A 16,492-nucleotide genomic window follows, 5' to 3' on the forward strand; every position below is an offset into this window, starting at 1 on the left:
CTTTGAGAGCGCTGGATGTCGACGACCGACGACTTCGTGCAGAGGGTAATGACCGTCTGGCGCGACTACGAGACGCCTGACCTGCCCTCGACCAAGGCGTGGGAGCCGAAGAAGGCCGAGATCCGTGACGCGCTGGCCGTTACGCTCGCAGGCATCCTCAAGGACATCATCGACCGGGGCTTCGAGGGCGACAACGTCACTGTCGCGACCTGGGAAGAGCTTGAGGACATCCCGCCGACGCGCGTGGGTCAGGCGGGCTTCGCGACGGACGACGCCGGCACGCACCCGCAGGATGGCTCCGACGTCCCGAACCAGGGCTCCTACAGCGCGACCGCGGACCTGGTCTGGAAGCGCATCGGCGATTTCGTTCCGCTCACCACCACGAAGGTGGCGAACCTCGACACGCTGATCGGCTCCATCCTCGACACGAGCGGCGCCAGCCCGTTCGTCAGGGTCACCGACGATCGCATCTCGGTCACCGACGAGTTCGGGTTCGAGATGCTGGGCCTGTCCGCGGCCGGGCTCGAATATGGCGGTATGGCTTTCGTGCCGAGCTCGGCTGTCGAAGGCCTGGTGCCGGTGGATCGCTGGGGCTTCGAGACGCAGCCGAGCGGCCAGTCGACGTCTCCGAACGCGGGACAGCCCGGCACGGTCACCCAGTTCGAGGTCGGCGGCGTCGTCGATACGGACGATGGCGGCGAAGCGAATGTCGTCGCTGAGATCGATGGTCCGGACTGGACCAAGGTGCGCGCGGAGTTTTCGACCGACGCGTTCGGCACCAACGTCGTCTATCAGACCCCCGAGATCTCGCCGACCGTCACCGACAAGGTCGCGGACGGCTCGCAGGTCTGGCGCACGGCGAAGTTCCGCTGCAAGGGCCTGCCGCGCAACACCCGGCTTTACTGCCACCTGTTCGTCGATGGGCGCCGCTATCTCGGATCGCCCCCGAGCTTCCTGTCGTGGCCGGCGAAGGGCGTTCCGGCGGACTTCGTCTTCTGGTTCGGCGCGTGCTCGCGGACGTCGCAGTCCCCGCGCATTCCGATGCTCGACTACATCGCGCGGCAGGACGACTTCCACTTCCTGCTGCACCTCGGCGACTTCGTCTACGACAACATCACCGCCAACGACATCTATGCACTGCGGTCCGGTGGTCTGCGCCTCGGGCGCGCGCACGCGTCGCTCGCGGCGGTGCTTCGCAAGGCGGCGCTGATCGTCATCTACGACGATCACGACGGCTTCGGCGCGAACGACAACAACCGCGATAATGCGGCCTGGTCCGGCTACCAGAAGAGCGTCCAGGCGTGGCTTGAGGCCGGTGCCGGCTACAGGCCGATGCAGATCGCGCTGGGGGAGATCGACCCCAGCAAGCTGACCCTGGCTCAGCAGTTCGACATCGCGCACTGCCGCTTCATCGTCATGGACACCCGTGTCCAGTCGACCAAGCTCGGCGGGACGGTCCTCGGCAACGGCGTCAATCCGGTCGGCTCGTGGAACCAGGTCGCGGCGATCAAGGCCGCGCTTGTTCAGGCCGGCGCGGACGGCATCAAGCACGTCTTCCTGTGCTCGCCTCGCGGCATCGGCAACGCCCACGACGGGCTGATGAACCCGTACTGGTCTGCGGACTACATCGGCCTTTGCAACTACATCCGCGACACCCCTGGCATCCCGTTCGTCACGATGCTGTCGGGCGACTTCCACTGGTCGCACGTCGACTTCTCGACCTACACGGACAAGTCGACCGGCGGCGGCTGCCTCATGCCGGGCGCGATGTCGTCCGCCTTCATGTCGAACGCGTTCACGGACCCGTCCCTCGTGACGTCCTGGCCCGGCACGCCGACGCGCACGGGCAAGTTCACCTCCTCAACCAGCACCGCGGAGTTCGCGATCCGCGTCGCGGTGAAGGCGGCGGGCGGCTGGGAGATGAAGGTCTACGGCGCCCCGTTCGACGAGGACGGCGTGCCGACGCTGCTCGACACGTTCGACTGCGACGAGGTCGACCTGAAGCGGACCATTCAGTTCGCGTCCTCGACGCTCACTGTTCCCGCGGGCGAGCCGATCCTCCTCCCGATGCTCTGCTCCGGCCTTGGGCACAAGGGCGGCGGGGCGGCTGAGTACAAGCGCGGCAGCGAGGCGGCTGTGCCGTTCGAGCTCCGGCCGATGGCGCGGGACCAGACGGTCGAGGCCGGCAACGCGCCGTCCACGCCCGGGCAGACCGTGACCATCACGCTGCAGAACGCGGCCGCCTACTGCGCGCTCGGCGCGACCACCTCCATCACCATCACCGCCTCGTAAGGGGACGCGCATGTCTGGACTTCTTCTCCGCGGCGGTGGCCAGGGCGGCCGCGCCGCGCTCGGCAAGTGGCGCGATCTGCCGGTCTCGACCGATGGCCTGCTCGGCGTGTTCGTGCTCGGGCAGAGCCTCGGGGCGTCGATCAAGAACCGCTGGGGCGATGACGACGCGACCGTGGTCGGCGCGCCCACCGTCAACCAGTACACGCTCGGTCTCGCGGGCGGCGTGAACTACCTGCTGCTGCCGTTCAACGATCCGGCCGCGCTGACGATCGTGTGGGTCGGGAAGTCGCTCGACAGTTCAAACGCGATTGGCTGCGGATCGAGCGGCAACGCCGGCTTCGGCGCGAACATCGGTCTGCGACCCGGCACGCCGAACGTGTACATGCAGGCGTACACGATGGCCTCGGACGGGTCGAACTCGAACAGCCGAGAGCGCAACCTTCCCGGCGTCGCAGCCTCCAGCATGAAGTGCCTGATCGGCGACGCAGACGGCACGTCGATCGCGTGCGCCGACATGAGCGGGACGGGCGGCGGGACCGGCGCCCAGCGCCTTGTCTCCACCATCGGGTCTGGCGATCAGGTCCGCAAGGACGGCGCTCAGATGGCGATCGGCGGACGCGGCTCCGGCCAGCCTGGCGCAACCGAGTGCTCGATGGCCTTCGTTTGGGCGCGCCGCATCTCGGACGCCGAGCGGGCCGCGCTCTACGCGCAGAAGATCCTCCCGATGCATCAGTCGTGGGGCTTCACGACCGTCTGACGGCCTCCCTCCCTCCACCTGATCCGTTCCGCACCGCCTCCGGGCGGTTTTTTTACGCCCGGAGATCCGCATGGCGAAGAGCACCAGCATTCCGGTGCGCAGAGGGGACGATGTCACGCAGCCGCTCGAATGGGAGGCTGGCGGATCGCCTGTCGACCTCACCGGCTCGACCCTCTGGATGAACATCCGCGTCGACTACCTGAACGGCGTGCTCAAGCTCACGCAGGGGAACGGCCTGACGGTCGAGGACCCCACCACGGGCGTGATCCTGGTGTCCCTGACGGAGCAGCAGACCGGGTGGCTCTACCCCGGCCAGAAAAGCACCTTCGAGCTCAAGCGGCGCATCGGAGGCAAGAAGACGACCGCCATGGACGGCGTGTTCGACGTGACGGAGGCGGTCAACCCCAATGACTGACGTCATCAAGGTCATCATCGACGAGCCCCAGGTCATCAAGGTCATCGAGGCTGGTCCGCAGGGTCCGGCCGGCCCGGCCGCCGATACGTCGGCGCTCCTCCCGCGCGCGGGCCTTGCGGCAGCGAAGGACGCCGCCGACCTCACCGCAATGCAGAGTGACGCCGAAGTTCTGGCGGTCTTCCTGCAGAGCTCGAAGACCTATGACATCGGGTCGGCGATCCCGGCAAAGCCGGTCTTCGGGCCGGGCAAGCTGGTGCGATCGGGCGCCACCCTCGGCGGCTTTCAGCCGGCTTTCGACGCCTACCGCTGCAACTCGATCTATGCGCCCGACGACCCTATCAAGGCGCTCGGGTTCCCGGCCACGCCGGGGCACTACAGCACGATTTACTCCCCCGGCTCAAAGGCGCACCTCGCCGCCCGCCTGACGCGCAGCACGCTTTTCGGCGTCAGGAATATCGAGAACCCCGGCGCCGATGTCGATCGGGTGGACCTGTTCGGCGACGGAGCCGGGCGGCGCATGATGTTCGGCGAACGAATTACGGGCCTCGGGACCATCGCGCTCGAGCAGGCAGGCGCTCAGGAGTTCACCGGCCATAACTTCTGGTTCGACGGCGGCGGCTCCGGCGTCGCAATCGCCCCGGGAAGCCCCGGCTGGGATTATCAGGGGCTCGAGACGCGCAATCCCGGCATCGGCGCGAAGATCCTCGCTGCCGCCGTCCCGGCCGCGTCACGCGCCGAGGTCGCCTATCTGACGGCCGTCTCGCGCGACGCCATGAACCTGACGATCAAGGGCGTCGACAGCTTCGCCGGCGGCTACCGCGCGCTCGCCTATAACTTCCTCGCCTACCGATCGAACGCGATTGGTACCGACATCTTCCGCGACGGTGTGTTCCTCAAAGAGGCCACCGGCATGGGCCACCGCAACGGCATGCAGTGGCAGGAGGGGTCCTATGTCGGGCTGTTCGGAACCTACAACGCGTTCGCGACGGTCCGCGGCAGCAACGTCTTCATGCTGGGCCGCAACAACGCAGGGAACGTCCCCGACATCAACGGCTCGGTGCTCATCGGCATCGATCAGCTCAACGCCGGGGCCTACACGTCACTCGCGGATGTATTCGCGCTCGGGACCAAGGCCACGCCACTGCTCGCGGGCAAGTTCGACACCGGCCGCGTCGGGATCAACTGCCTGCCTGAGAACGTGAAGAGGCGACTCCACATCTTCGAGAGCGACAGCGGGTGCGGAACGCCCGCCTCGCTGGACAGCGGCTCGCTCGTGATCGAGCGCAACACCCACACCGGCATCCTTGTCCAGACCCCGAACACGTCGATCGCCGGGATCTACTTTGGCGATCCCGAGGACGACCAGGCCGGCGGCTTCACCTATCACCACGGCACCGACCAGGCTCGCGTTCGGGCCGGGGCCACCAACATCGCGTTCTTCTCGACCACCGCGATCAACATCGCCGCGCCGATCTTCCGAAGCGGATCGCAAGTCGTGAACACCCGTAAGACCGGCTGGGGCACCGCCACCGGCACTGCCACCAGGACCACCTTCAACACCGCCACCGTCACGCTCCCGCAGCTAGCCGAGCGGGTCAAAGCGCTTCTCGACGACCTTCACTTCGCCACCGCCGGCCACGGCCTGATTGGAGCCTGATATGAATGACCTCGAGTTCGCCGGCGCTGTTGAGGCGCTTCTGCGCCGCGCCGGTCCGGTGATCACCTGGGACGAGCTCGCGGCTGCGGCGCGCGTCAAGATGCGCCTCGATCAGATGACGGCGCCTCCGCCTGCCGACGAGCCCGAAGAGAAGCCGGGCGAGCCCAAGTTTGCCTGACGCCTCGACAATCCGAACTCCCCGCGCCCCGCCACCGCGCGGGGCTTTTCACATCCGCCACCAGCCGCCCTCTCAGGCTTCGCGGCTAGGATCGACCAACGGCTTCGATGGCGTCCTTCAGCCTCTTTGCCAGTGCGAGGTCGGCCTTGTCAGATGACATCTGGATTAGGCGGTCGAGGACGGCCTTGGCGAGCGCGTAATCGATCTCGACTGGCGTCGTACTTTCTCGTGCCTGCCGGCCGCGCTTCCGACCATCCGGTTTAGCGTCGCAAGGCCGGCTCTGGGGTGTGTGCTCCGACATCGGGCTAGGAAGATGCTGGGGGGATGGAAGGTTCCCCACTGCTGCGCGCCGGGCTTTTCACATCCAGCCGATAGAACCCTCCGGGCATCTCCGCTATTTGGTCGCGATGAACTCGACGGCCAAAGCCAAGCTCGCTGAGATCGAGCGACGGATCGACGAACTCACCGCTCTGCTGGTCAGGTCACTCGACGACGTAGCGGAGGCAGAGCGGCAAGGCGACGACGGCACGACCCACCTTCGCCGGAGCCTTGTTCTGCAGGGCACTATCAGCGCCCTTCACGACGAAGCTGACGGGCTCAGACGGGGGATGCGGAAGGCCGCCCACTAACGCCTCTTGGGGCGTGGAAATTCAAACTGATGATCTGGCACTACCCCGCGGCGCCCGAGGGCGAGGATTTCACCGTCGCCGAAAGCACAACCGCATAAGCATTTCCAGATATGAGCGACGTTCGGGGGCCTCAGTCCGCGCCCGTGTTCCCCGATCGCGTTCCCCTCGAGGGGCGGGAGGCCGAAGCCCTTTTGACGGTGAAGTAGCGGGGCCACGCCTTCCTGCGCCCGCAGGCGGTGGAAGAGCCCGCTGACGAACAGAAGCCGGCTGAAGGGGCTTGATCCGGCTACCGACGCGCTGACCTTCTTGTGGAAACGCCAAATCTAGAGACGGGAGCGGGGGCCTGACCTTCGCCTCGACGTGCCGCAGCCGCAGTATTTCGCTTACGGCATCCCTCGCGGTCTCGGCAACGGCTCGGGTGTCGACCTGACGTTCGCTCGGATCTCTGACGCCGTCGAAGTTGCGCGTGATGTCGTACAGGCGGGTGATCAAGTCAGGAGCGTTCTTCATCTAAGTCCGGGGTCGGTTTTGCTGAGCGGCACACCGTAATCAGTTGATCATTATGATCAAGCCGTAGGGGGCAGCCCTCAATCGCGATTGCGTGAACTCATCTTCTCAGTCCAACGAACGCAGGAACCTACGGACAGCCCCGTTCCTTCAAACCGCATGCCTACGACCGTCAAAGCCAAGCTCGCGAAGATCGAGAGACATATCGACGAACGGGTCGCCCTGTTGGATCAGGAGGTTGACGCCGCCGCCGCCGCTCAGCGGGCGGGCTCCAACGGGGCGGTCCATCTTCGCCGCGCGCTAGTCTTACAAGCGACAATCAACTCGCTTCACGATGAAGCTGGCGCGCTGCGACGGTTGATGCCTAAGACCGACCTTAGGTAGCAGGCGCACCAAGGACCGCACAGGCGTTCCGGACGCGGGCAGATGCAACATAGATGATGGTATGCGGCCGATTGAGAGCCGGGAGCGTTCACCGTATGTTCTCGGGCAAGATCGGCACTGGTTCGGTGCCTCCGCACGTATTAAGAAGGGACGTCGCCCATGGGCACGACAGCGTCAGTCGGCAGCGCACGTGGGGCGGGTGCTACCAAGATGGTCAAGCCTGGGTTCAGCTTCGCCCGACTCGTTCTTGTGGCGTCCAGTTTGAGCCCGTTGTTCGTTTTGTGGGCCCTGCGAGGGACGCCGAGCGTCAGTGATGCCTACTGGATCCCAGCATGCGCGGCTATGTTTCTGCTGCCAAACGCCTTTCTTTGGGTGCTTGTCAAGCGGACTCGGCGGTCGCATAACAATATAACGTTCAAGGTCCATGCTCCAAAAGACCAGCGGGAGCATCTGCTGGTTTATCTTTTTGCTATGCTCATACCTCTATACGACGCGAACATGGGATTTGGGCGCGATTTGGCGGCCGTGTCCGCGGCTCTCTTATTTATTGTTCTTCTATTCTGGCACTTAAACCTTCATTATATGAACCTGTTCTTCGCCATTAAAGGCTATCAAATTTTCACGGTTGACGTTGCGGTGGACGGCGGCGACTCGCCAAACTTTGCCACATATGCTGTCATCTCAAAGAGGCGGCGACTTGAGGAAGGAACGACCTTAGTCGGCCTCAGGCTAGGCGGGAACGTCGTTCTGGATACCGCGACGAAATGATTGAACAAGAGTTTGACTCATCATCCATCAAGTCATTCCAGCTCGGCGTTAGTTTGTTTTCAGGTGAACGGTATTGGATCCCGACTGACACATCGGTTGACCCAACGTTCATGGACATGCTCTCGCGTACGATCGGAAGCATCAATGTGCGCTCAGGCGACTGGGAGGAGTTTTCTCTATCGCAGGAGTATGGTCGCACCGAGCGCGTCTTCACGCCTCTCTCGGACGAGATCTTCAAAAACCTCTCGGATATGTACCAAGCTGAGACATATCCGGACATGTCCAACCTCCTTGAGAACATTAACGAGGTCGATTACTATTTCGTCGTATTTCACGACGGGAGGGATAGGAAATTCATCGGCGTTAGGCGTGCGGCGCAGCTGAAGAGCATCTTGGCAGCGCGCCACCGAATCATGCAGCTGATCGACAACACAATGTACTTGATAGAGAACCCTGTCTTTCGACTCGATAAGGACTTCGATGGACTGATAGGAGAGGGGCACATCTATTTCTCGAACTTCCAAAATATGGAGTATATAGCGAAGATCACGAACAAGGTGGCAAAGGCTGCCCAACAGCGCATTCCCGTGATTGCCGATAATGTGACATTCCTCGACTTTTCAGGCTTCGAGAACGACATTGAGAACCACCCTCGGACCGCTCGTCTTCTTGTTGCAATAAGCAAAAGACCGAACCTGGACAAGTATGATCGGGAGGAAATCCTCCGGCAGGCCGCAGCGCAAGGAGTCGCTTTCGTAAACCATGGCAGCCCCCGACTAAAATGTCGCGCGGCTGATAAGCACAAGCTTCTTGAGGTGTTAGACGATAGACGCTGGATCTCGAGAAACGCGACCGATGGGCCCGTTCCTTACAGAGCACCAAGCCGCCAGAAGGCCAGAATCTAGGCAAGTTGGAGGGTCTTTGGACTTATCGCACTCAGGACCTGCGGCATGAACACCACGGCGATTCCCTCCGCGCCAACTTACTTCGGATGTTTGGCCTCTCTGTCACTGATTCCGACCGCCGTCGCTTCTCATGGCGAGGATCTCGCCTTCGATCTCGTCGCTTGTGGCGTAGGATGAGGACGACGTTGGGCTCTGACATGAGCCGGACTTTGGTGGACCGGAGCGGTCGAGCGCTTCAGAACCTTGGTGCGCTTGCCACCTAAGGCCGCGACCGACTGGCTTAACCGGACGCCGCCTTCACGACCTGATCGTCACCAGCCGCCTCCCGGCGGCTTTTTCATTGCCCGGAGAAGCGACCGTAACCTCTGCTCGGGCGGCCCGACGCCGGGTTGGAGCTCGGCGCCGGGCCTAACCGCGCCAACCTTGCGATCCCCGCGCGGCTCCTGAATCCATCGCGCCACCAGCAACCAGCGTCAACCCGCCCGCCTCGAGCGGGCTTTTTCATGCCCGGAGAATGACCCATGACCGTGCTGGACATCCAGCGGCGCCTGAAGGCGCTCGGCCACGACCTCGGTAAGAGCGGAGCGGCGAAGGACGGCGTTGACGGCGACTTCGGCGGAAAGAGCCAGGCGGCGTTGTCGCTCAAGCCCACGACCGGCGCGCCGAAGCCCCTGCCGACCGCCGGCGTCTCGGCCGTTCCGGCCGCTTGGATGCCGGCCGCCAAGGTGGACCGCATCATCGTCCATTGGACGGCGGGTGGTCATAAGGCGAGCGCGCTCGACACGGAGCACTATCACCTCTTGATCGAGGCTGACGGCGGCATCGTGCGGGGCAAGCCGTCGATCGACCTGAACGACCGCGGCGGCGTGAAGGCCGGTTACGCCGCGCACACGCTGAACTGCAACACCGGATCGATCGGCGTCTCGCTCTGCTGCATGGCGGGCGCCGTCGAGAGCCCGTTCAAGGCCGGCTCAGCTCCGATGACGCGCGAGCAGTGGGATGAGCTCCCGCACGTCCTCGCCGCGCTTTGCCGGCGCTACGGCATCCCCGTGACGCCGAAGACCGTGCTGTCTCACGCCGAGGTTCAGGGGACGCTCGGGATCAAGCAGAAGGGCAAGTGGGACATCGCCCGTCTCGCGTTTGATCCGTTCGTCGTCGGCGCGCAGGCGGTCGGCGACCTGTTCCGCAAGCGTGCCGCGGCGCTGCTGGAGGCGGCGGCGTGAGAGGCTTCCATACAAGTGTAGCGTCGATCGTCGAAGTCAGTTCGCCGGCGGCTTCGGAGAGTTCATCGTGCTCTCGATCTGATCAAGCAGCGTACGTAATTGTTCTAGAAGCTCCGGCCCTAACGCTACAGATTGTCGGCCGTCCGGATGCTCGAATTGAAGCACTCCGATACGACCCGATATATCTGTACCCGCCATGATGGCAGTAGCTTCCACCACCTCAGATGCCGTTGTTACTGTAGCAGGTCCGTGCTGCAGTGCCAATGAAAGCGAATTGTCGACTGCATACCTAAGTCGATCCATCAGTTTTTGCGCTTGTGCAATCGAGAGAAAAAGACGCCCCTTTGATTCGTTGTTGATTTCTAGCCCGATTAATACACCGCCCGACTCAATGCCAACCTGTTGTTCAAAGGCTGTTACTGGCCAAATTACACTATAATCGCCTTCGTCTTTCTTTCTGGACATTGCTGCCTCCGAGGTCCCCTGCAGCGTACTATCATCATTTTATCGCTGTCTACGGCACCAACTGAGCGGCATCGCGTCAAACATTCGCGTCGGCCGGCGGCCGTGCAACCTCCCGTCATCGGAGACCTTCCATGAAGACTGCCCTTAGGGCGGCCGCCTTCGGCCTGCTCGCGCTGTCGCTTGCCGGCTGCTCTGTCAGCGACGCGTCCACCACGACCCCCAAGACCTTCGACGCGATCTGCGCGAGCGAGCCGGCCGTCTACGCCGCTTACGTCACCGTCGCGTCGACGCGCGGCGCATCGGCCAAGAAGCTCGCGACCGCCGCTGCGGCTCACAAGGTCGTCTCAGACCTCTGCGCTGCGCCTCCAGCCAATCTCGCTCAGGGCGTCGCTCAGGCGGCGGCCGCTTACGCAACCATCATGGCGGCTCGTGCTGAAGCCGCCCGGCAGGCAGCATGAACATGGCCAACCCGATCACCAAGGAACTCGTCGTCACCGTCGTTCAGGCGGCAGTCGCGGCGCTGCCGGACGGCGCCAGGCCGGAGGACGTCGCCAAGCGCGTCGTGACCGACCCGGCGATCGCGCCGACCCTCGAGCCGATCTCGCGCATGAAAAGCGAGACGCTGCAGGGCATCGTCGTCGCGGCCGCCGCGCCGCTCGTCGTGGCGGGCCTGAAGGCCGCCGGCGTCGAGATCGCCGACTCCGACGCGGCGAACATCATCGCCACGCTGATCACGCTCGCCGGCGCCGTCTGGGCCTGGTACGGGCGCGAGACCGCGACCCGGCAGTTCGGCTGATGCCCGGCTTTATCGGCCGACTCTGGGGGCACGCGCTCGACGCGGTGCGCCCCCAGGTCGACGGCGTCAGCGCGAATCGCAAGATCGAATGGTACGCCGCGTTCAACCTGCTCGCCGGCGGCGTCATGTTCGCGCTGCCGGGCTACACGCTCGCCACCAAGCCGGTCTACGAGCCGCTGGTGCGCGCCGGGTGGACCGACGCGAGCATGGCTGCGCTGTTCACCGGTGTCGGCACGGCCTGGTGCCTCGCGCTCTACGCGAATGGGCACTGGCGCCGCTCGCCGCTGATCCGATGCGTCGGCGCGCTCGCCGGCACGATCATCTGGGGCCAGGTCGCGGCCCTGCACGTCGTAAACGGCTGGGCGACCGGCACGCCGAATCTCGGCTCCGTCACCTACGGCCTCCTCGCCGGCTTCTGTCTCGCCGCCTGCTCGCGGGCCGCCGCCGACTTCTCCATCACAAGGCGGCGCGATGCCCTCCATCCCTGACATCATCGCCGTCGTGACGCTGTTCGGCGGCATCTTCGGCCTCTGGTACGGCAACCGCGCCGGGAAGGCTGCGCCGACGCCCGCCCCGGCGCCGCACGACGATGCGAAGCTCGACCGCGTGGTCGAGATGCTGATCGTGCTGAAGGCCGAGGTGCGCGGCAACACGCGCGCGCTGGATCGCGTCGAAGAGGCAGTCGGAGATCTGCGCCGTTAGGCTCTCTCTACGGCATCAGCCAAGATCCAGCAGACGCCATAGTCGTTGCGCGATGTAGCGCGCGCTCGGCACCCGAGATGCCCGCTCAAGCTAGTCCGCTCCGAGGCGGCGAGGGAGAGGCTGGCGGCGGTCATTCAGGGGGCGGAAGCGTCCAGTCCGGACTTGAAGGCCACCACTAAGAGCCCTGAGGCTACGCCTCGGCTTCAAGTTATCCTCAAGAGCGCCAACCGCTACGGCCGAACCGTGGCGGTGGTGCTTGTGGACGGGAAGAATGTCGGGACGATCCTGGTCCGGGAGGTCACGCCAAGCCCTGGCCGAAGCTGACGAAGGCGGATCGTCGGGCGTGGTGCGACGTCCAAGAGACCACTGCGATGCGGCTCTTCCGAGTCGAGCAATTCGTGCTGCCTCAGGATTCGTGACCGAGCGCGGGATCACGCCCCAGAAGAATTGAGCCGTAGCCGGCAGCGAGATCCGCGAGATAGGCGATGATCTCATCTCGCACCGCGATGAACTCGTCGCGCTGCTCCGCGGTGAAGATCACGGCGTTCTCATCTCCCATGGCGTCGAATGCTCCACCGCGGGGCGGATTCTTGCCCGGGAAGTCAAAGGAAATGAAGCCGTTGCCGCCTTTGATAATGTCTCGGAACTCCACCGCGGTGACGGCCCTCGCGACGATTACGCGATCGCCCTGGAGACCTTGCTGCAGAAAACTCCCGAGCCCGCCGAACTTCTCGATCTTGATCAGGCGACCGTCGAACGAAAGGGCCGCGTTCTTCCCTCGGGCGACTCCCATATCAGGACGTCCTCGCCGACTTTCCGGATGGCGCAGGCGTCGGCCCCGCTGAGCAGCGCTTGATCATCGACGCCTTGCGTACGGCTTCCTGCTCACCCTTCAGACGTCCGATTTCCGGGGCGATGTTGTCGCCGCTGAGCGACGAGACCGGAAGGCCGATCAGGAGCACGCCGACCGTGTCGTTCGTGCGTGCCTTCTCCTGCTGAACCGAAGCGGTCGCGAGCGCGGAATTGAGGCGCAGGCTCTCATCGGCAAGCTGGCCGCACGTGTAGCCCTGGTAGCTGACTTCGCTGATGTATGACGGCGCGATGCTGTCCGGCGACTTGGCGCACGCCGCCGTTGCGAGCCCTGCGGCCGCGATCAAGATCAAACGCATGGTTTCCCCCGAAACTGGCCGAAGTGCCCCCGGCCTGTTGCGACCTTAACGGGCGACTATCGCCGTCCGCAATCAGATGTTCGCGCTCCACTGCATTTTAAGGTCTGCGCGGGAGGCTCAGGCATGGCCAAGCCGCCTCGCCCTCCCCGACACCGACCGATCAAGCGCGCTGCCCGGCCGCAAACCGAGGCCGTCGTCAGCCGGCCGCTGATCGTCCGCCGCGATCCCCGCCAAGCAGAGCTCTTCCGGACCGAGTTCATCCTGCCCTGCAAGCCGACGCTGCGGCTGAAGGCGCCGAGCGACCGCCGGTGGCAGTTCGAGATCAAGCACGACGGCTACCGCGCGCAGTGCCACGTAAACGGCGGCCAGATCCGGATCTTCACGAAGAACGGCTTCGACTGGGCGGCGCGGATGCCGGCGATCGTCGCCTCGCTCGAGCAGCTTCCTGTCTCTTCCGCCGTGATCGACGGCGAAGCCGTGATGGAAGGCCAGGACGGAATCACGGACTTCTTCGCCCTGCACGCGGCATTGGCGAACAAGAGCGCTCCGCGCGCCTTCCTCTACGCGTTCGACCTCCTGCACCTGAACGGAGATGACCTGCGCGACCTGCCGCTCGACGAGCGCCGCCTGCTGCTGGAGGACATACTCAATCACCAGCCGCCGGCGCTGCGGTTCAGCGAGCATGTGCTGGGCGACGGACCTGCCGTGTACCGAGCCGCGTGGGAGCTCGGGCTGGAGGGGATCGTCGCCAAGGTGCGGGAGGCGCCTTACCGCTCCGGACCGAGCACGACCTGGCTCAAGATCAAATGCACGCAGACCGGGACGTTCGTCGTGACCGGCTACGACCCCGACGGGCGGAGCGGCGTCCGATCGCTCGAGCTCGCCGAGCAGAAGGGCAAGGATCTCATCCCGGCCGGCTCGGTGGGCTCGGGCTTGACGATGGCCCTCAGCCGGCAGCTGCGATGCCGGCTACACGCCGGCATGCGCGTTGCGGTCGAGGTTGAGTTCCGCGGGCGTACGCCAAGCGGCGGGCTCCGGCACCCGGCCCTGAAGGGCGCGCCGGAGCACTGAGGGAGGAGGCTCCCCCCCAATTGTATCGATCAGAGAACGAGAGCTGTAAGGTAAAATACTTATCAACTTTGTGTGAATTGAACAGGCCCCGCGGAGACAGAGTAGATAGCCGCTCTGTGAGGGGTCGCAATGATGTCATTCGATAACATAAAGCACCTTTTAGGCGTTATATGCCTAGCGGCAGTCAGTTTCGCCTTAAGTGGCTGCACGCCGCTTATAGCCGAGTACAACCTTGAAGCCTATAAGAACGCTACATCGTTGAAGGCTGAGACCGACAATCTGGTGAAGCTCTCCGGTACAAGTTACTCCAAACATGCCGCAGAGATAAAATCGCTTTCGACGAAGATAGATGCCGCATACGAGTTTTCGGCTGGCGTACCAAAGAACCAAGCAAGTACAACATTGTGGAAGGAGATGAGGAACCCCGAGGGGGGCCTTTGGGGCGCATTTGTCCCTTACTGGAAATCCCGCGGAAAGTTGCCGCAGTTTGCCGTAGACCATAACCGAAAGATTATTGCAGCCTATTATGATCTTATCATTTGTGTTGAGGCGAATAAGCAGAAGACAGCCTCGTGCACGGGCAGCAAATCTCCTTCACCAGAGAGAAGCGCAGAGACAATCTCAACTCCGAAAAAGGGAAAATCTGGTGGCTAACCTAGAAGATCAAATTATAAACGAGCTAAAGCCGCTACTTACTGGATTCCCGTCCAAGATAAAAAATGCGGCAATTGACTTGGCCCATCATTATGCAACGACTCACGCAACCGACATACCAAAGTATCTCGATGCGTTAAGAAGCGGGCATATCAATAAATCTGATTTTGATCACCTTATGAAGGGGCAGATCGCGCTTGAGAAAGGCTATGTGATAACTGCTTCTGCCCTGACGATATCGGAGTTCGAACACCTGCGGGTCGCGATCGTTAGTGCGCTGATAAACCTAGCTTTTAAGGCGCTCTAGCCATCATGAGGACGGTGCATCCTCCTTTTCCCCACGCGCCACGACCATGAGGGCGTCATCCGGCAGCGGCGGCTACAGCGCCTTCGCTTCATCCCAGGGTGCGCGCATCCAGACGTCGATCTCCTCCGCGGTGGTGAGGATCATCGCCGCGTTGATCGTTTATGTAGCGAGCGGGTCATGGACAGGACGGCCCATTAACCGATACTGGCTAACATGACGTTGGCTGCCTCCTTTATCTTCGTCCAAGCGCTCGAAGCAATAAGGGCTCTGGCGTCGGCCTCATCTGCCTCTCCCAAGAGGCGCAGGAACTGATCTATGGCGTCTGTCGCCGCTGTAGACAGCTTGGCGGCCCGCCGATGACTAGCCCATATTTCATCCGCATCAAGGTCATCGAAGATTTGTTCGTGAAGTTCATCCGGATCAGTGATAGATGTGGTCGCAGCTGATCTTCCTAGCCATTGATCTTCCAATTGTCCGGTGCTGATGATCCTCGCATAACAAATGATCTGCGGTAGCCAAACGCGTTCAAAGTCGATCATCGTTCACAAGCACCCTCTTAGCGCGCGGCGCCGTTCAGGTTGCGCCTTCAGAGGCCCGTGCCGTTCGGCAGCCGTCTTCCACCTTGCCGCGTCACCGGTCGATGTACCAGCGCTTGGCCTCCGCCTCGCTGATCGCGCGGTACAGCACCGGGCGCTTAGCGCCGCAAGCCGAACATCTGAGCCGCCGCGCTGCGTCAGGCGTCGGCATCTTCGCCTCTCCGCTCTGCCCCCAGAAGATCGCGCCCCGCCCGCAGGCGCCGCACTCCACGCACAAGCCGCCGAGGCAGGCGGGCACATCATCCATCGGCCAGCTCGTCGTTCCGACCGACGACGCGGATGGTCAGGACCACCCCGGCGCCGTTGGAGGAGCTGCATGCTGTCCGTGTCGAGCATGTCGGCATGGTAGGCGTCGACCGCCGCCCAAAGCGCCGCCCTGCCCATGTCTACGGTCTTCGACTTCGACAGGATGCTGGCGCTGTCGCGCCGGTAGAACCGGACTTCCCAATGGGCAGCCTGCTTGTTGCCCACGTCACGGGAGCTGCCGCAGCGGCTGCCGGCCGCGCCGATAGCCCAGCGATCTGGCTACGCGCCAGCGCCCTCGCCTCTTCGCGCTCGGCAAGTTGCACCAGCAGCGCCCAGACCGCTGCACGGGGATCGCCGCCGGCCGCCCGAATCGCGTCGTCGACGGCCGCTTCCCGCGCCCCCAAGCTCTCATCTTCAAGCCGCTCGGCGGCGTCCGTCATGGCCAATCTCCCTCTTCAGGAGAGATGGAGTCCATGAGAACGAAATGGGAACAAGGGGCGATGCGCAAGGACGGGCGCGGCCATGGGGATCATGACCACGATCCGCGGTCGATCCTCTCGACCGTGTTCGCGATCGTGGCCCCGCTCGCGCTCGCGACGCTTATTTGTTGGCGCTGGGGCTGACAGACGACGTGCGGTCCCGATGATCCAGGTGGTTGCAGCCTGGCGGACCCTGCCCCGCGCCCACCATCGGACGCGTCGTTGACGCCACGTTATCGCGAGGCTGCAGATCCGCCGGCCTGTATGTTCCGGGGGCTGGCTCTCCGTCCCT

Annotated in this window: 21 protein-coding genes and 1 pseudogene; 16 read left to right on the forward strand and 6 right to left on the reverse strand. The window is 63.6% G+C overall.

Features of this window, described 5'->3' with window-relative positions:
• Positions 1 to 15 precede the first annotated feature (15 nt).
• The 8 genes from GGR24_RS07190 (at position 16) to GGR24_RS07225 (ending at position 9,715) form a co-directional block, all read left to right on the forward strand.
• On the forward strand, positions 16 to 2,292 hold the full coding sequence (locus GGR24_RS07190) for a metallophosphoesterase family protein (RefSeq protein ID WP_183394672.1): 2,277 nt from the start codon (positions 16 to 18) through the stop codon (positions 2,290 to 2,292).
• Between the two features lie 10 nt (positions 2,293 to 2,302).
• A complete protein-coding gene (locus tag GGR24_RS07195; protein ID WP_183394673.1) occupies positions 2,303 to 3,049 on the forward strand; it encodes a hypothetical protein in 747 nt (248 codons plus the stop codon).
• A 70-nt stretch (positions 3,050 to 3,119) separates the two neighbouring features.
• On the forward strand, positions 3,120 to 3,464 hold the full coding sequence (locus GGR24_RS07200; RefSeq protein WP_183394674.1) for a hypothetical protein: 345 nt from the start codon (positions 3,120 to 3,122) through the stop codon (positions 3,462 to 3,464).
• Entirely contained in the window at positions 3,457 to 5,121 is a 1,665-nt protein-coding gene (locus GGR24_RS07205) for a hypothetical protein (protein ID WP_183394675.1), read from the forward strand. The genes GGR24_RS07200 and GGR24_RS07205 overlap by 8 nt, the downstream gene beginning before the upstream one ends.
• Position 5,122: 1 nt before the next feature.
• Positions 5,123 to 5,299: a hypothetical protein gene (locus tag GGR24_RS07210; RefSeq protein WP_183394676.1), complete on the forward strand. Its 177-nt coding sequence runs from the start codon at positions 5,123 to 5,125 to the stop codon at positions 5,297 to 5,299.
• A gap of 1,679 nt (positions 5,300 to 6,978) precedes the next feature.
• The gene (locus GGR24_RS07215; RefSeq protein WP_183394677.1) at positions 6,979 to 7,587 is read left to right on the forward strand and encodes a hypothetical protein; all 609 of its coding nucleotides are present in this window, start codon (positions 6,979 to 6,981) and stop codon (positions 7,585 to 7,587) included.
• A complete protein-coding gene (locus tag GGR24_RS07220) occupies positions 7,584 to 8,492 on the forward strand; it encodes a Kiwa anti-phage protein KwaB-like domain-containing protein (RefSeq protein ID WP_183394678.1) in 909 nt (302 codons plus the stop codon). Before GGR24_RS07215 ends, GGR24_RS07220 begins: the two co-directional genes overlap by 4 nt.
• Positions 8,493 to 9,013: 521 nt before the next feature.
• Positions 9,014 to 9,715 carry a peptidoglycan recognition protein family protein gene (locus GGR24_RS07225; RefSeq protein ID WP_183394679.1) on the forward strand — a complete coding sequence of 234 codons (702 nt, stop codon included), beginning with the start codon at positions 9,014 to 9,016 and terminating at the stop codon, positions 9,713 to 9,715.
• Between the two features lie 36 nt (positions 9,716 to 9,751).
• On the opposite strand, the gene GGR24_RS07230 is transcribed toward GGR24_RS07225, so the two are convergent.
• Complete coding sequence (locus GGR24_RS07230; protein ID WP_183394680.1) at positions 9,752 to 10,180, reverse strand: hypothetical protein; 429 nt, start codon at positions 10,178 to 10,180, stop codon at positions 9,752 to 9,754.
• A gap of 131 nt (positions 10,181 to 10,311) precedes the next feature.
• On the opposite strand from GGR24_RS07230, the gene GGR24_RS07235 reads away from it, so the two are divergent.
• From GGR24_RS07235 to GGR24_RS07250, 4 genes are read left to right on the forward strand one after another with little or no spacing between them, the layout of a single operon-like run.
• Positions 10,312 to 10,638, forward strand: a complete 327-nt coding sequence (locus GGR24_RS07235; protein ID WP_183394681.1) for a hypothetical protein — start codon at positions 10,312 to 10,314, stop codon at positions 10,636 to 10,638.
• Positions 10,635 to 10,976: a hypothetical protein gene (locus GGR24_RS07240; RefSeq protein WP_246398153.1), complete on the forward strand. Its 342-nt coding sequence runs from the start codon at positions 10,635 to 10,637 to the stop codon at positions 10,974 to 10,976. The genes GGR24_RS07235 and GGR24_RS07240 overlap by 4 nt, the downstream gene beginning before the upstream one ends.
• Complete coding sequence (locus GGR24_RS07245; protein WP_183394682.1) at positions 10,976 to 11,464, forward strand: hypothetical protein; 489 nt, start codon at positions 10,976 to 10,978, stop codon at positions 11,462 to 11,464. The genes GGR24_RS07240 and GGR24_RS07245 overlap by 1 nt, the downstream gene beginning before the upstream one ends.
• Positions 11,448 to 11,678, forward strand: a complete 231-nt coding sequence (locus GGR24_RS07250; protein ID WP_183394683.1) for a hypothetical protein — start codon at positions 11,448 to 11,450, stop codon at positions 11,676 to 11,678. The genes GGR24_RS07245 and GGR24_RS07250 overlap by 17 nt, the downstream gene beginning before the upstream one ends.
• 406 nt (positions 11,679 to 12,084) lie before the next feature.
• Here the strand turns inward: GGR24_RS07250 and GGR24_RS07255 are convergent, their stop codons facing one another.
• Positions 12,085 to 12,471: a DUF4429 domain-containing protein gene (locus GGR24_RS07255; protein ID WP_183394684.1), complete on the reverse strand. Its 387-nt coding sequence runs from the start codon at positions 12,469 to 12,471 to the stop codon at positions 12,085 to 12,087.
• A gap of 1 nt (position 12,472) precedes the next feature.
• Entirely contained in the window at positions 12,473 to 12,847 is a 375-nt protein-coding gene (locus GGR24_RS07260) for a hypothetical protein (RefSeq protein WP_428978220.1), read from the reverse strand.
• Between the two features lie 123 nt (positions 12,848 to 12,970).
• Here GGR24_RS07260 and GGR24_RS07265 point away from each other — a divergent pair, with 123 nt between their 5' ends.
• From GGR24_RS07265 to GGR24_RS07275, 3 genes are all read left to right on the forward strand, one after another.
• Entirely contained in the window at positions 12,971 to 13,918 is a 948-nt protein-coding gene (locus GGR24_RS07265; protein ID WP_183394685.1) for an ATP-dependent DNA ligase, read from the forward strand.
• 129 nt (positions 13,919 to 14,047) lie between these two features.
• Positions 14,048 to 14,572: a hypothetical protein gene (locus GGR24_RS07270; RefSeq protein ID WP_183394686.1), complete on the forward strand. Its 525-nt coding sequence runs from the start codon at positions 14,048 to 14,050 to the stop codon at positions 14,570 to 14,572.
• The gene (locus GGR24_RS07275; RefSeq protein WP_183394687.1) at positions 14,565 to 14,879 is read left to right on the forward strand and encodes a hypothetical protein; all 315 of its coding nucleotides are present in this window, start codon (positions 14,565 to 14,567) and stop codon (positions 14,877 to 14,879) included. The genes GGR24_RS07270 and GGR24_RS07275 overlap by 8 nt, the downstream gene beginning before the upstream one ends.
• A 3-nt stretch (positions 14,880 to 14,882) precedes the next feature.
• Here the strand turns inward: GGR24_RS07275 and GGR24_RS17920 are convergent.
• The 3 genes and pseudogenes from GGR24_RS17920 to GGR24_RS07285 all read right to left on the reverse strand — a co-directional run.
• A pseudogene (locus tag GGR24_RS17920) lies at positions 14,883 to 15,023 on the reverse strand (SOS response-associated peptidase); the annotation flags it as partial.
• Positions 15,024 to 15,073: 50 nt separating this feature from the next.
• Complete coding sequence (locus GGR24_RS07280) at positions 15,074 to 15,418, reverse strand: hypothetical protein (protein ID WP_183394688.1); 345 nt, start codon at positions 15,416 to 15,418, stop codon at positions 15,074 to 15,076.
• A 91-nt stretch (positions 15,419 to 15,509) separates the two neighbouring features.
• Positions 15,510 to 15,722 carry a hypothetical protein gene (locus GGR24_RS07285; RefSeq protein ID WP_183394689.1) on the reverse strand — a complete coding sequence of 71 codons (213 nt, stop codon included), beginning with the start codon at positions 15,720 to 15,722 and terminating at the stop codon, positions 15,510 to 15,512.
• 472 nt (positions 15,723 to 16,194) lie between these two features.
• On the opposite strand from GGR24_RS07285, the gene GGR24_RS07290 reads away from it, so the two are divergent.
• Complete coding sequence (locus GGR24_RS07290; RefSeq protein ID WP_183394690.1) at positions 16,195 to 16,344, forward strand: hypothetical protein; 150 nt, start codon at positions 16,195 to 16,197, stop codon at positions 16,342 to 16,344.
• Positions 16,345 to 16,492 lie beyond the last annotated feature (148 nt).

The sequence above is a fragment of the Hansschlegelia beijingensis genome (assembly GCF_014196425.1).
In the GTDB taxonomy this organism is placed as follows: Bacteria; Pseudomonadota; Alphaproteobacteria; order Rhizobiales; family Methylopilaceae; genus Methylopila; species Methylopila beijingensis.